This window comes from Pseudomonas flexibilis, assembly GCF_000806415.1.
Lineage (GTDB): Bacteria > Pseudomonadota > Gammaproteobacteria > Pseudomonadales > Pseudomonadaceae > Serpens > Serpens flexibilis.
In genome coordinates this window covers 142,708-156,233 of the sequence record NZ_JTAK01000002.1, presented here as the reverse complement: position 1 = coordinate 156,233, position 13,526 = coordinate 142,708, and the positions used below count along the sequence as shown (strand labels likewise).

Sequence of the window (13,526 nt, the reverse complement as noted above, 5' to 3'; positions counted from 1 at the left end):
CAGGTGAAGCGATGTCCGCCCTACCGGATGATGCGGCCCGCCCTGCTTGGCATTACTCGAACAACGCATCCAGCGCCTGCTCCAGACGCGTCACGGCGATCACCTGCAACCCTGCCGGCGCTTCCTTCGGTGCATTGCCCTTGGGCACGATGGCACGCTTGAAGCCGTGCTTGGCGGCTTCCTTCAGACGCTCCTGGCCGCTGGGCACCGGGCGCACCTCGCCGGACAGGCCGATCTCGCCGAACACCAGCAGGTCGTGGGGCAGCGGGCGGTTGCGCAGGCTGGACATCACCGCCGCCATCAGCGCCAGGTCGGAGGCCGTCTCCAGCACCTTCACGCCACCCACCACATTGAGAAACACGTCCTGATCGTGGGTGGGAATGCCGCCATGGCGGTGCAGCACCGCCAGCAGCATGGCCAGGCGGTTCTGGTCCAGGCCCAGAGTGACGCGGCGCGGGTTGGCCAGGTGGCTGGTATCGACCAGTGCCTGCACCTCCACCAGCATCGGTCGCGAGCCTTCCCAGGTGGCCATCACCACGCTGCCGGGCACGGATTCCTGGGCACGGGTCAGGAAGATCGCCGAGGGGTTGGAGACTTCCTTCAGTCCGCGGTCGGTCATGCCGAACACGCCCAGCTCGTTGACCGCGCCGAAACGGTTCTTCACCGCGCGCAGCAGGCGCAGGCGGCCGTCGGACTCGCCCTCGAAATACAGCACCGTGTCGACCATGTGCTCCAGCACGCGCGGGCCGGCCAGCGCGCCTTCCTTGGTGACGTGACCGACCAGGAAGATTGCCGTGCCGCTCTGCTTGGCGAAGCGCACCAGCAGCGCCGCGCTCTCGCGCACCTGGGCCACGCCGCCGGGGGCGGACTGCAACTGCTCGGTGAAGATGGTCTGGATGGAGTCGATCACCATCACCCGCGGCTTTTCCTGGCGGGCGGTGGCGATGATGGTTTCGATGCAGGTCTCGGTCATCACCTTGAGCCTGTCCTGCGGCAGCTCCAGGCGCCGGGCGCGCATGGCCACCTGCTGCTGGGATTCCTCGCCGGTTACGTAGAGGGCGGGCAGCCGCTGGGCGATGTTGCACAGGGTCTGCAGCAGGATGGTGGACTTGCCGATGCCGGGATCGCCGCCGATCAGCACCACAGAGCCGTCGACCAGGCCGCCGCCGAGCACGCGGTCCAGCTCGCCGGAGGCGGTGGAGAAGCGCGGTACTTCCTCGACGCTGACTTCGGCCAGGGTCTTGAGCTGCGCCTGGTCGCCAGCCCAGCCGCTGCGCCCGCTGGCGCCGCTCGGCGCGCTTTCCACCAGGGTCTCGACCAAGGTGTTCCAGGCGCCGCATTCGCCGCACTGCCCGGCCCACTTGGGGAAGGTGGCGCCGCACTCGGTGCAGCCGTACATGCGTTTGGCCTTGGCCATGAGACCGATCTCCCTCGTCAGCGATGACGGGGGATCATACGAAAAGACTGGATATATTTACAGCGGTCAAAGGACCTGAAAATGCGCACTGGCGACAAACAGCACGACCAGACCGGCCAGGGAAAGGTAGTTACGCATGGCGATTCTCCTCGGGATGGATCAACGGAACGCAGCCTATGCCGCGTAATATCTCGATGCCATTAAGAATTCCCAAAGTGCCCAATAGTCACATCGTATGCACCGCAACGGTCGGCAACGGCGCAACGCAACGGCTATAACCAACACATTCCACGTTACTTCGAGGAGATGCCCGCATGAGCTTCATCAGTGAATTCAAGGCGTTCGCCGTTCGCGGCAACATGGTGGACATGGCCGTGGGCATCATCATCGGTGCCGCGTTCGGCAAGATCGTCTCCTCGCTGGTGGGCGACGTGATCATGCCGCCGCTCGGCGTGCTGATCGGTGGCGTGGACTTCAGTGACCTGGCCATCGTGCTCAAGGAAGCGGTCGGCGACACCCCGGCGGTGGTGCTCGCCTACGGCAAGTTCATCCAGAGCATCATCGACTTCCTGATCATCGCCTTCGCGATCTTCCTGGCCATCAAGTTCATCAACCGCCTGCGCCGCCAGGAAGAGGCCAAGCCCGAGGCCCCGCCGGCGCCGACCAAGGAAGAAACGCTGCTCACCGAGATCCGCGACCTGCTGAAGAGCCGGCAAGACCGGCTCTGAGGAGCCCGTAGGGCGGATCGCGCTTCACCGATCCACCAAGGCGCCGCCAAGCGGCGCGCCGTGCCGGCGCGATGCAAGGAAAACGTTGTCCACCCTACGAAGCTGTGGCCGCCCTGCACCGTCGCCGGGCGATTCCGCCATCAACCGGCTTCTGCCGCCAGCGGCCGCAACTCCACCTTGCTGACCCGGCGATCGCGTACCTCGCCTACCGACACCTCCCAGCCCTCGGCTTCCACCCGATCACCCACTACCGGCAGGCGGTTCAGCAAGCTCATCACCAGTCCGGCCAGGGTCTGATACTCCTCGGTGGGATCGATGGGGAAACCAACCGTCTGGCACAGCACCGCCAGGTTCATCGAGCCGCTGACCCGGTAGCCGCCTTCCAGCGTTTCAATGTCCGGACTGTCCATTTCACTGGCGTCGGGCAGCTCGCCGGCGATGGCTTCGAGGATGTCGGTCAGCGTGACCATGCCTTCGAAGGCCCCCAGCTCGTTGATCACGAACGCCACGTGGGTCGAGGCCTGGCGCATCTGCTCCAGGGCGCTGAGCACCGAGACGCTTTCCGGCAGGCTCAGCGGCGTGCGCAGCAGGGCCTCGATATCCGGCTCCTGGCCGGCCAGCAGCGCATTGAGCAGCTCCTTCTTGTGCAGGTAGCCCAGCGGCTCGTCCACGGCGTTGCCGCGAATCACCGGCAGGCGCGAATGCGGCGATTCCAGCAACACCTGGCGGATGGTCTCGCGATCCTGGTCCAGGTTGATACGGTCCACCTGCATGCGATCGGTCATCGCCGTGCGCACCGACTGCTCGGCGAGGTTGAGCACGCCACGGATCATCAGACGCTCGCGGCGCTGGAACGGCTGGGTTTCCGACGAGCCGTCACCCACCAGGTCGACGATAGCCTCGCCCACCTGATCAGCCTCGACACGCCCGCCCAGCAGGCTGAGCACCGCATCGGCGGTGCGCTCGCGCAGCGGGCGCTCGCTCTGCAGGTTGCGCTGGCGGCGCGAACGGGCCAGTTGGTTGAACACCTCGATGAGAATCGAGAAGCCGATGGCCGCGTACAGGTAGCCCTTGGGAATGTGGAAGCCCAGGCCTTCGGCGGTCAGGCTGAAGCCGATCATCATCAAAAAGCCCAGACACAGCATGATCACCGTGGGGCGGGCGTTGACGAATGCCGTCAGCGGCTTGCTCGCCACCATCATCAGGCCCATGGAGATGATCACCGCCGCCATCATCACCGGCAGCTGCTCGACCATGCCCACGGCGGTGATCACCGCATCCAGGGAGAACACCGCGTCCAGCACGATGATCTGCGCCACCACCGGCCAGAAGCGCGCGTAACCCTTGCTGCCGCCCGCCTGGTGCATGCGGCCTTCGAGGCGCTCGTGCAGCTCCATGGTGGCCTTGAACAGCAGGAACACGCCGCCGCCCAGCATGATCAGATCACGCCCGGAGAAGCTCTTGCCGAGGATGTCCACCAGCGGCTCGGTGAGGGTCACCAGCCAGGCGATGCTGGCCAGCAGGCCCAGGCGCATCAGCAGCGCCAGGCTGAGGCCGATCAGGCGCGCGCGGTCGCGCTGATGCGGCGGCAGCTTGTCGGCCAGGATGGCAATGAAGACCAGGTTGTCGATACCCAGCACGATCTCGAGGACGATCAGGGTCAACAGACCGAGCCAGACGGTGGGGTCGAGGAACAGTTCCATCAGGGGTTAACGCTCATGTGACAGGAAACGGGAACGCGCAGACGCACGCCGGCGGCAGCCGGCGCGCGAAAGACACGGTATACGGGAAGATTGCCGAACGGGCGGCACGGCAGCGTCAGGTGCGCTGCGCGGGGAGGCTGATCCCCCGGCGAGGCCGGGGGAGGTCGAGAGTCGGTGTCCATATAACCCGAGGGTTGGGAAACGAACGGCGGAATTTACGGCAAGCGCGGCACCGTGCAAACAGCCATTCGTAACCAGTTCTTACCAGTAGTTCTCCACCGCCACCTGGCCGGGGCGGCGGGTGAGGCTCAATTGCAGGTCACGCGCCTTGAGCAGCAGACGGGTGTCCTCGATCATCTGCGGGTTGCCGCAGAGCATGATGCGCGAGTGCTCGGGGCTGAGCGGCAGACCGGCAGCGCGTTCCAGTTCCCCGGTTTCCAGCAGCGTGGTGATGCGCCCGTGCAACGCGCCGGGCCGCTGCTCGCGGGTGATGGTCGGCAGGTAGGTGAGCTTGTGGGCGTGTTCGGCCAGGTAGTCGCGCCGTGCGAACCCGTTGATCAGGTCCTGATAGGCCAGCTCCCGGGCCTCGCGCACGCTGTACACCAGCACAATGCGCTCGAAGCGCTGCCAAACCTCGAAGTCCTGCAGGATCGACAGGAACGGCGCCACCCCGGTGCCGGTGGCCAGCAGCCAGAGGTCACGACCGTCCGCAAAGCGGTCCAGGGTCAGATACCCATAGGGCTGGCGTTCCACCAGCAGCTCGTCGCCCGGGCCGAGGCGGCGCAGCTCGCTGGTGAACTCGCCGTCCGGAACCACCACGGAGAAGAAGTCCAGGAACTCGTCGTGGGGCGCGGAGACCATCGAGTAAGCGCGCCACACCAGGCTGCCGCTCGGCTTGCGCACCCCCAGACGGGCGAACTGCCCGGCCTGGAAGCGGAAGCCGGCATCGCGGGTGGTGCGCAGCGTGAACAGGCTGGGCGTCAGGGTCTCCACGGCCAGCAGCCGCTGGCGGGTGAACTTCTCTTCGCTGGCCGTCATACTTCGCACCTCCACGTGGCTCCGGTTCGCCGCCAGACTACGCCTAATCCGCTTTCGGGAAACCCGCCAGTTTTCATGCCTATTCTCGACACGCCCTTCGCCCGCCTCGACCTGATCCGCCAGCCCGAGCAACCGAACGACCCCCTGCAGGCGTTCGACGCCGCCGACGAGTACCTGCTCACCCATCTTCATGAACAGGGGCTCGCTGCCGATGAGCGGGTGCTGGTCCTAAACGACAGCTTCGGCGCGCTGGCCTGCAGCCTGGCGCCCCATGCCCGGGTGACCAGCAGCGGCGACTCGCACCTGGGCCATCTGGCCCTGCAAAAGAACCTGGAACGCAACGGCCTCAGCGCCGCGCCGCTGTTCGTGCCGGCCAGCACCACCCCCGAGGGGTCGTTCGATGTGGTGCTGATCCGCATCCCGAAGACCCTGGCCTTGCTGGAGGAGCAACTGATCCGCCTGCACGGCCGCCTGGCGCCGAATGCGCGGGTGATCGCCGCAGCCATGATCAAGCACCTGCCGCGCGCCGCTGGTGACCTGCTGGAGCAGTACATCGGTCCGGTACAGGCCTCGTTGGCGGTGAAGAAGGCGCGCCTGCTGTTCGCCAAACCCGAGACGCGCCCGGCGCCGAGATCGCCCTACCCGACCCGCTACCGGCTGGATCAGCCAGCCATCGAGCTGCTCAACCACGCCAACCTGTTCTGCCGCGAAGGGCTGGACATCGGCACCCGGGCCTTCCTGCCGCATCTGCCGAGCGGACTGGGCACGGCACGGGTCGCGGACCTTGGCTGCGGCAACGGCATCCTGGGCATCGCTTGCGCGCTGGCCAATCCCGAGGCACACCTGACCCTGGTGGACGAGTCCTACATGGCCGTGCAGTCGACCGCCGAGAACTGGCGGGCGATCCTCGGCGAGCGCCCGGTGGAGATCCGCCCCGGCGACGGGCTGGCCGAACAGCCGGCTGGCTCGCTGGACCTGGTGCTGTGCAACCCGCCCTTCCACCAGCAGCAGGTGGTCGGCGACTTCCTCGCCTGGCGCATGTTCCAGCAGGCCAAGCGCGCCCTGACGCCGCGGGGCGAGCTGTGGATCGTCGGCAATCGCCACCTGGGCTACCACGTGAAGCTCAAGCGGCTGTTCGAGCGCGTGGAGCAGGTAGCGGCAACGCCCAAGTTCGTGGTGCTGCGGGCAATTCGCTAGCCAGTCAGCGACTTGCGCCTGTGCGCGACCGCTGGCGCCCCCGGAAGAAAGGGTCCCGGGAAGCCACAGCGGCATAGATCAGGAACAGCCCGAATAGCGCCAGGCCGAACAGACCCGACCTGCCGTCGGGCAGCTCGCTGCCAAGTACGAACAACAGCGCCAGCAGGGCGCTGCCCAGGCCATGGCGCAACAGGCGCAGCCCCCTGCGTCCCGGCCGCGCGCCGCCCAGTACACGGCGGCTCAGCCGCAGGTCGTACAGCTCAAGGGGACGCAGCAGAAACGACCAGGCCGCCATCAGCCCCCGCACGATCAGCGCCACGATCCCTCCCTGGAAGGCCAGCACCAACAACTCCAGCAACGCATCCAGCCCGCCGGCGCCGTACTCGCCCGAAGGCAACAGCAGGGTCAAGGCCAGCAGCCAGAGCAACAGGGTGGTGTGTTTCCAGCCTTCGCGGGGCGGCATCAGGACCTGCCAGGCCTGCACATCGGGCGAGCCATAGCGGGCCCAGACGTGCGGGTAATGCTGGGTCAATTGGTCAGCCAGGCGCGCGCATGCCTTCCAATCCTTCCCGCGAAAGTGGCGGGTGAAGCGCAACCGTTCACCTTCGTGCATGGGCGACAGCAACAGGCGGGCCGCACGCGCGCCAGCCTTGCGTGGTACGCCGGTGGTCCGCAGCCAGTCCTGCAGGCGGGCAGCGAAGGCCTGCTCTCGACTCTGCCGCCACAGGGTTTCCCAAGCCTGGGGACCCTCCGGAAAATCCGCCTTCGACCAGCCGAAGCGCCTGCATAGCGGCTTGAACAGGGCGGCACCTTCCGGCATGGCCAGCACGCGTGTAAACAGGTCGCGCTGGAAGAACTCGCGCTGATCGAACGCCTGTAGCCAGGGCTGGCCGAGCACCCGGTCGAGCCGTTTCAGGAATGCCCTGGCGCCTTTGCGCTGCAGGCGCGCGCACAACCTGCGCGCATCCTGCTCTGCCAGACGGCGGGCCAGGTGTTCCAGCTCGCCGGCCGACAACCGTACATCTACCGACACGAACCAGCCCAGGCGCCGGATCGCCCAAAGCAGCAGCTCGCGCCCATCGTCGCCAGCCGCCAGGCACTGGGCCAGGACCGCCTGTTCGAATGCAGACCGTTGCTGGCGATACTCCGCCTCGCTGAGCCATTGATCCAGGCGCTCCGCCGGCTGCCCGACCAAGCGCTGCACCGGGCCCGGTTCAGCCGGCATCGGCACGGCTGGCGGCGTGACGGGCGCCTCCGCGCTAGGCGCCGGCGACCCGGACGGCGGCGCTTCCTCGCGCAGGGCGTGTTCGTAGGCCTCTCGCAGCCGCTGAAAGCCCTGCGGATCGGTATCGGGCCGATGGACCTTCAGCAACTGGGCGTAACGGCGCTTGACAGTTCGGGAATCAGCCTGCGGCTCCAGCCCCAGCACCTCCCAGCAGCTCATCGCCCCACTCACAGCACACCCTCAAAGGCGTCCAGCTGCCGCTCGATCTCGGCGCGCAGCGTATCGATGCGCGCAGTGTCCTGGCTTTCCAGGGCCTGCTGGAAGGCGCGTCCCAGCTCGGCCACGTGCGCGCGGGCCTCACCCAGGCTTTCCTCGTACAGGCGATCGACCCGGGCCAGGACCCGTGTATTGACCTGCTGTTCGCGGGGATGCACCTTGAGCGCCGCCAGCGCCAGTAAACGCGCGGCGATCTCGTCCGGAGCGAGCACGCCGGGATTGTGTTCAATGACCAGCCGGTGGTGCTCGCCGGTCAGGGGAATATGCACATCCGCCTCCAGCAGACCATTGATGTCATAGGTGAAGCGCACCCGCAGCTCCACCTCCTCGGCCTTGCGAGGGGGCACGGCGATGGCCAGCTCGCCCAGGAAGATATTGTCCTTCACCAGGCGGTTCTCGCCCTGGAAGATGCGCACCACCACCTCGGTCTGGCCATCGTGCACCGTGACGATGCTCTTTTCCCGGCTGACCGGCACCGTGCAGTTGCGCTCGATGATCGGCAGGTAGTGGCCACTTTCCAGCTGCCGGCCCAGCTCGACGGACGTTTCGATACCCAGGGTGTAGGGGCATACGTCGGTGAGCACCACATCTTCCAGGGCCGCGTCGCGTTGCTTGAGTGCTGCCTGCACCGCCGCGCCCTGCGCCACCACCTGGTCCGGCTGCAGGTGCATGGCCGGAATGCGCCCGAACAGACCCGCTACCAGGCGTCGCACCAGTGGCATGCGCGTGGCGCCGCCCACCAGCACCACCTCGTCCAGATCCGCGGCCTTGATTCGGGCATCGCGCAACGCGCGTTCCACCGGTCGACGCAAGCGTTCCAGCAACGGTTCGGCAAGATGCTGGAACTGCTCGCGGGTAATGGTTTCCTCCCAGCGCCGCCCGTCCTGCTGCAACAGGAACGTCATCCGCTCGTGTTCACCCAGGCCATGGCGCACGCGGCGCGCCTCGCCACGCAAGCGGGCAGGCAGGTGCGAGCAGTCACCGTCCAGCGCTGTCCGCAGCCCAGGCTGCCTGGCCAGCACATGGGCGACGATCGCCTCGTCGAAATCCTCGCCGCCCAGGAAGTTGTCCCCGGCCGTGGCGCGCACCTCCATCACCCCGTCGAACATTTCCAGGATCGACACGTCGAAGGTGCCGCCGCCCAGGTCGAAGACCAGAAAGGTGGACTCCTTTCGTTGCTGCAGGCCATAGGCCAGGGCGGCCGCCGTCGGTTCGTTGACTAGCCGCTCGACGCGTAGCCCCGCCAGTTGCCCCGCCACCCGCGTGGCTTTGCGCTGGGCATCACTGAAATAGGCCGGCACGCTGATGATTGCCTCGGTGACCGGCTCGCCGCAGAAGCGTTCGACATCTTCCTTGAGGCTGCGCAACACCAGCGCCGACAGCTCCTCGGGACGGAACATGCGCGCGCCCAGGCGGACCTCCCGCTGGCTGCCCATGTAGCGCTTGAACAGCTCGCAGCTGAGATGCGGGTGGGTCTGCAGGCGCTGGCGCGCCACATCGCCCACCAGCACCAGGCCCTGATCGTCCAGGCCGACCACGCTCGGGGTCAGGGTTTCACCCAGGGCATTGGGTACCACATGCGCCACTCCGTCACGCCAGAAGGCCACCAGGCTATGGGTTGTCCCCAGATCGATTCCCACCACCATTGGCAACTCCACCACCACCCGGTACGCAATATGGCCTGAAAGGCCCGTTCCAGAGCGATTTGATCATTCCAGGACGCTTCCGGTCAAAGCCCTGGCCCGCCGATTGCATTTCACTGGCTTTGCCGGCCCGGACCCTCTGCGCCGAACCACGAACTGGTATGATGCAGCGCTTTTTTGCCCCCGCCCTGCACAGCCGCAATTGCTCCTGGGAGATACCCATGCTGGAAAAGCTGTTCCAACTCCGTGCGCACAACACCACCGTGCGAACCGAGATCCTGGCCGGTCTGACGACCTTCCTGACCATGGCCTACATCCTGTTCGTCAACCCGTCGATGCTGGCCGCCACTGGCATGGACCAGGGCGCGGTGTTCGTCGCCACCTGCCTGGCCGCCGCCATCGGCTCTTCCCTGATGGGTCTGCTGGCCAACTACCCGATCGCCCTGGCGCCGGGCATGGGCCTGAACGCCTTCTTCACCTACACCGTCGTGCTGACCATGGGCTACACCTGGCAGGTCGGTCTGGGCGCGGTATTCCTGTCCGGTGTGCTGTTCTTCCTTCTGTCGGCCTTCAAGGTCCGCGAATGGATCATCAACAGCGTGCCGCTGCCGCTGCGCGCCGGCATCGGCGCCGGTATCGGCCTGTTCCTGGCGATCATCGCGCTGAAGAACGCCGGCATCGTGGTCGACCACCCGGCTACCCTGGTGGGCCTGGGCGATCTGGGCGCCGGCGGTCCGCTGCTGGCCTGCCTGGGCTTCTTCCTGATCGCCGCGCTGGCCTACCGCAGGATCACCGGCGCGGTGATGATCGGCATCCTGGCGGTCACCGCCCTGTCCATCCTGCTCGGCCTGTCCGAGCTGCAGGGCGTGGTCTCCGCGCCGCCGTCGCTGATGCCCACCCTGCTGGAACTGGACATCATGGGCGCGCTGGACATTGGCCTGGTCAGCGTGATCTTCGCCTTCCTGTTCGTCGACCTGTTCGACACCTCCGGCACCCTGATCGGCGTGTCGCAGCGCGCCGGCCTGGTCGACAAGAACGGCCACATGCCGCGCCTGGGCCGCGCCCTGCTGGCCGACAGCACCGCCACCATGGCCGGTGCCGCGCTGGGCACCTCGACCACCACCAGTTACGTGGAATCCGCCGCCGGCATTGGTGCCGGTGGCCGTACCGGCCTGACGGCCTGCGTGGTCGCCCTGCTGTTCCTGCTCAGCCTGTTCTTCTCGCCGCTGGCCAGTTCGGTGCCCGCCTACGCCACTGCGCCGGCACTGATGTTCGTCGCCGTCCTGATGCTCAGCAGCCTGGCCAGCATCGACTGGAACGACCTGGCCGTGGCCGCTCCGGTGTCCATCGCCGCACTGGCCATGCCGCTGACCTTCTCCATCGCCAACGGCATCGCCTTCGGCTTCATTGCCTGGACGGCCATTCACCTGCTGGCCGGCCGCTGGCGCGAACTGAGCCCGGCCATGTGGGTGCTGTCGGCACTGTTCGTGGTCAAGCTGGCGCTGTTCTGATCCCTGCCCATCGCGGCTGAAGCCCCCCTGGCTTCAGCCGCGATTGTTCAGCTACCGACGGCCGGTCCCCCCGGCCGTGCATTCGGCTCCGGATCGGTGGAAAATCGCCGCGCGAATTTTCCATCCTGCGGCCCTGCCGTCCTTACCCACACGAGTTGCCCATGATCCGTCCGCAAGACGCCGCCGCCTATTCCGCCCAGCTTGCCGACAAGCAGGCCCGCCTGCGCGAGCTGCTGGCACCCTTCGCTGCCCCGGCCCCCGAGGTGTTCGATTCGCCCCTGAGCCATTACCGGCTGCGCGCGGAGTTCCGCCTGTGGCGCGACGGCGAGCAGCGCCACTACGCGATGTTCGAGCCGGGCGACAAGCGCGCACCGATCCTGCTCGACGACTTCCCCATCGCCAGCCCGCGCATCAACGAACTGATGCCACGCCTGAAGGCCGCCTGGCAGGCCAGCGAGACCCTGGGCCACAAGCTGTTCCAGGTGGAATTCCTCACCACCCTGTCGGGCGACGCGCTGATCACCCTCGCCTATCACCGCCCACTGGACGACGCCTGGGAGCAGGCGGCCGAGCCGCTGGCGGCGATCCTCGGCGCCAGCATCGTCGGCCGCTCGCGGGGCCAGCGCCGGGTGGTCGGTCGCGACTACGTCAGCGAATCCCTCCGCGTGGCGGGCCGCGAGTTCCGTTACCGGCAGCCGGAAGGCGCCTTCAGCCAGCCCAACGGCGCGGTCTGCCAGAAGATGCTCGGCTGGGCCTACGACGTCCTGGGCGAGCGCGACGACGATCTGCTGGAGCTGTACTGCGGCAACGGCAATTTCACCCTGCCGCTGGCCACCCGCGTGAACAAGGTGCTGGCCACCGAGATCAGCAAGAGTTCGGTGAATGCCGCGCTGGCCAACCTGGCCGACAACGGCATCGACAACGTCACCCTGGTGCGCCTGTCCGCCGAGGAGCTGACCCAGGCGCTCAACAAGGTCCGTCCGTTCCGCCGCCTGGCCGAGGTGGACCTGGACAGCTACCGCTTCGGCACCGTGTTCGTCGACCCGCCACGCGCCGGCATGGACCCGGACACCTGCGAGCTGACCCGCCGCTTCGAGCGCATCCTGTACATCTCCTGCAACCCGGAGACCCTGGCGGCCAACATCGCCCAGCTACACGACACCCACCGCGTCAGCCGCTGCGCGCTGTTCGACCAGTTCCCCTGGACGCATCACATGGAAGCCGGGGTGCTGCTCGAGCGGCGTTGAGGCCTCCGCACGCGGTACAGGCACAAAAAAGCCCGCCAAATGGCGGGCTTTTTTGTGTCCGGGAATCGCTTACTGCTGCGGCGGCAGCAGGGTGATTTCCACGCGGCGGTTCTGCTGACGGCCGGCAGCGCTGTCGTTGCTGGCGATCGGCTGGTTCGGGCCGGCACCGTAGGCGGAGATACGGTTGGCGGCGATGCCGTTGGTGGTCAGGTAGTTGGCCACGCTCCTGGCGCGGTTGTTGGACAGGGTCTGGTTCAGCTGCAGCGAACCGGTGCTGTCGGTGTGGCCGACGATCTGGATGCCGTTCTTGTTGAACTCCTTGAACACCAGAACCAGCGAGTTCAGGGTGTCGTAGAAGCTGGCGGAGATGTCGGCGGAGCTGGAGGCGAAGGTAATGTTGCCCGGCATGATCAGGATCAGGTTGTCGCCCTGGCGCTGCACCTGCACACCGCTGTTGACCAGGGTCTGGCGCAGCTTGGCTTCCTGCTGGTCGACATAGGCACCGTAGCCGCCGGCGGCCAGGCCGCCCACGGCTGCGCCGATCAGTGCGCCCTTCTTGCGATCCTTCTTGCTGGAGGTGGCAGCGCCGACTGCTGCGCCGGCCACGGCGCCAAGGCCGCCATAGACACCCACCTTGCCCGCCTGCTGTTCGCCGGTATAGGGGTTGGTGGTACAACCGGCCAGCAGTGCCACGCTGGCAGCAACGGCGGTCAGGGTACGCCAGTTCTTCATAACGACTTCCTTCGGATTCGTGTGGTTGGATTTTGGCATCGCCCTTCGAGAACGGGCGCCGCCAGAAGTTCCGCGCCAGATTATCAGCCTGGCCAGCGAAAGACAGCCGGTGCGCTTGCTCCCTCGCGCGCCTGAGGCGCGATTCACGCCGTCACGAACGGGTTGGCGCGCATCTCTTCGCCCAGTTGCGTATCCGGGCCGTGCCCGGTGACCACCGTGGCCTCCTCATCGAGCACGTACAGGCGCTCGCGGATCGAACGCTGGATGGCGGCGAAGTCGCCGCCCCACAGGTCGGTCCGCCCGATGCCGCGACGGAACAGGGTGTCACCGGCGATCAGCAGCTTGTCCTGGGGGAACCAGAAACTCATCGAGCCGGGCGTATGCCCCGGCGTGTGCAAGGCCGCACCGCAGCCGCAGGCCAGTTCCTCGTCGTCGGCCAGCCACTGGTCCGGGTCCGGCACCGGCTGGTAGGGCACGCCGAACAGCCGGCACTGCATCTCCAGGTTGTCCCAGAGAAACTTGTCGTCCTTGTGCAGGTGCAGCGTGGCGCCGGTCAGCTCCTTGAGCCGGCCGGAAGCGAGGAAGTGATCCAGGTGCGCATGGGTATGGATGATCGCGACCAGCGTCAGCCCGTGGGCGTTCAGCCGCGCGAGGATCATCTCCGGCTCGCCGCCCGGATCGACCACCAGCGCCTTCTTCGAGACGGGGTCGCCGATCAGCGTGCAGTTGCACTGCAGGGGGCCGACGGGGAAGGTTTCGCGGATGAGTGCGGGCTGGGTCATCGGAACGCTCTGGACGGAAATGGCACG

At 66.9% G+C, this 13,526-nt stretch carries 11 protein-coding genes; 4 read left to right on the top strand and 7 right to left on the bottom strand.

Annotation, left to right across the window (positions count from 1 at the left end; translation table 11 throughout):
* Window positions 1-52: 52 nt before the first annotated feature.
* Window positions 53-1,417: a DNA repair protein RadA gene (gene radA / locus PT85_RS04480; protein ID WP_027589587.1), complete on the bottom strand. Its 1,365-nt coding sequence runs from the start codon at window positions 1,415-1,417 to the stop codon at window positions 53-55.
* 314 nt (window positions 1,418-1,731) lie between these two features.
* On the opposite strand from radA, the gene mscL reads away from it, so the two are divergent.
* Window positions 1,732-2,145, top strand: coding sequence for a large-conductance mechanosensitive channel protein MscL (gene mscL / locus PT85_RS04475; protein ID WP_027589588.1), 414 nt, complete (start codon window positions 1,732-1,734; stop codon window positions 2,143-2,145).
* A 140-nt stretch (window positions 2,146-2,285) separates the two neighbouring features.
* Here mscL and PT85_RS04470 read toward each other — a convergent pair whose 3' ends face one another.
* Both PT85_RS04470 and PT85_RS04465 read right to left on the bottom strand, forming a co-directional pair.
* Complete coding sequence (locus PT85_RS04470; protein ID WP_027589589.1) at window positions 2,286-3,848, bottom strand: TerC family protein; 1,563 nt, start codon at window positions 3,846-3,848, stop codon at window positions 2,286-2,288.
* A gap of 261 nt (window positions 3,849-4,109) precedes the next feature.
* The gene (locus PT85_RS04465; RefSeq protein WP_039606058.1) at window positions 4,110-4,886 is read right to left on the bottom strand and encodes a ferredoxin--NADP reductase; all 777 of its coding nucleotides are present in this window, start codon (window positions 4,884-4,886) and stop codon (window positions 4,110-4,112) included.
* Window positions 4,887-4,961: 75 nt separating this feature from the next.
* Here PT85_RS04465 and PT85_RS04460 point away from each other — a divergent pair, with 75 nt between their 5' ends.
* Window positions 4,962-6,083 carry a methyltransferase gene (locus PT85_RS04460; RefSeq protein ID WP_039606057.1) on the top strand — a complete coding sequence of 374 codons (1,122 nt, stop codon included), beginning with the start codon at window positions 4,962-4,964 and terminating at the stop codon, window positions 6,081-6,083.
* Between the two features lie 4 nt (window positions 6,084-6,087).
* Here the strand turns inward: PT85_RS04460 and PT85_RS04455 are convergent, their stop codons facing one another.
* Both PT85_RS04455 and PT85_RS04450 read right to left on the bottom strand, forming a co-directional pair.
* Window positions 6,088-7,527 (bottom strand): J domain-containing protein, encoded by a 1,440-nt coding sequence (locus PT85_RS04455; RefSeq protein ID WP_039606056.1) that lies wholly within the window; start codon window positions 7,525-7,527, stop codon window positions 6,088-6,090.
* 8 nt (window positions 7,528-7,535) lie between these two features.
* On the bottom strand, window positions 7,536-9,230 hold the full coding sequence (locus PT85_RS04450) for a molecular chaperone HscC (RefSeq protein WP_039606055.1): 1,695 nt from the start codon (window positions 9,228-9,230) through the stop codon (window positions 7,536-7,538).
* Between the two features lie 218 nt (window positions 9,231-9,448).
* Here PT85_RS04450 and PT85_RS04445 point away from each other — a divergent pair, with 218 nt between their 5' ends.
* Both PT85_RS04445 and trmA read left to right on the top strand, forming a co-directional pair.
* Window positions 9,449-10,738, top strand: coding sequence for an NCS2 family permease (locus PT85_RS04445; protein ID WP_027589594.1), 1,290 nt, complete (start codon window positions 9,449-9,451; stop codon window positions 10,736-10,738).
* A 161-nt stretch (window positions 10,739-10,899) separates the two neighbouring features.
* The gene (gene trmA, locus PT85_RS04440) at window positions 10,900-11,985 is read left to right on the top strand and encodes a tRNA (uridine(54)-C5)-methyltransferase TrmA (RefSeq protein WP_039606054.1); all 1,086 of its coding nucleotides are present in this window, start codon (window positions 10,900-10,902) and stop codon (window positions 11,983-11,985) included.
* Window positions 11,986-12,054: 69 nt separating this feature from the next.
* Here the strand turns inward: trmA and PT85_RS04435 are convergent, their stop codons facing one another.
* Window positions 12,055-12,717 (bottom strand): OmpA family protein, encoded by a 663-nt coding sequence (locus tag PT85_RS04435; protein WP_039606053.1) that lies wholly within the window; start codon window positions 12,715-12,717, stop codon window positions 12,055-12,057.
* A gap of 143 nt (window positions 12,718-12,860) precedes the next feature.
* A complete protein-coding gene (locus tag PT85_RS04430) occupies window positions 12,861-13,499 on the bottom strand; it encodes an MBL fold metallo-hydrolase (RefSeq protein ID WP_039606052.1) in 639 nt (212 codons plus the stop codon).
* Window positions 13,500-13,526 lie beyond the last annotated feature (27 nt).

Excerpts from the sequence above, each read along its gene's own strand:
- PT85_RS04465 (WP_039606058.1), bottom strand. The coding sequence starts at position 4,886 with ATGACGGCCAGCGAAGAGAAGTTCACCCGCCAGCGGCTGCTGGCCGTG.
- PT85_RS04430 (WP_039606052.1), bottom strand. The coding sequence starts at position 13,499 with ATGACCCAGCCCGCACTCATCCGCGAAACCTTCCCCGTCGGCCCCCTG.
- PT85_RS04445 (WP_027589594.1), top strand. The coding sequence starts at position 9,449 with ATGCTGGAAAAGCTGTTCCAACTCCGTGCGCACAACACCACCGTGCGA.
- mscL (WP_027589588.1), top strand. The coding sequence starts at position 1,732 with ATGAGCTTCATCAGTGAATTCAAGGCGTTCGCCGTTCGCGGCAACATG.
- PT85_RS04470 (WP_027589589.1), bottom strand. The coding sequence starts at position 3,848 with ATGGAACTGTTCCTCGACCCCACCGTCTGGCTCGGTCTGTTGACCCTG.
- PT85_RS04460 (WP_039606057.1), top strand. The coding sequence starts at position 4,962 with ATGCCTATTCTCGACACGCCCTTCGCCCGCCTCGACCTGATCCGCCAG.
- PT85_RS04450 (WP_039606055.1), bottom strand. The coding sequence starts at position 9,230 with ATGGTGGTGGGAATCGATCTGGGGACAACCCATAGCCTGGTGGCCTTC.
- PT85_RS04455 (WP_039606056.1), bottom strand. The coding sequence starts at position 7,527 with ATGAGCTGCTGGGAGGTGCTGGGGCTGGAGCCGCAGGCTGATTCCCGA.
- trmA (WP_039606054.1), top strand. The coding sequence starts at position 10,900 with ATGATCCGTCCGCAAGACGCCGCCGCCTATTCCGCCCAGCTTGCCGAC.
- radA (WP_027589587.1), bottom strand. The coding sequence starts at position 1,417 with ATGGCCAAGGCCAAACGCATGTACGGCTGCACCGAGTGCGGCGCCACC.
- PT85_RS04435 (WP_039606053.1), bottom strand. The coding sequence starts at position 12,717 with ATGAAGAACTGGCGTACCCTGACCGCCGTTGCTGCCAGCGTGGCACTG.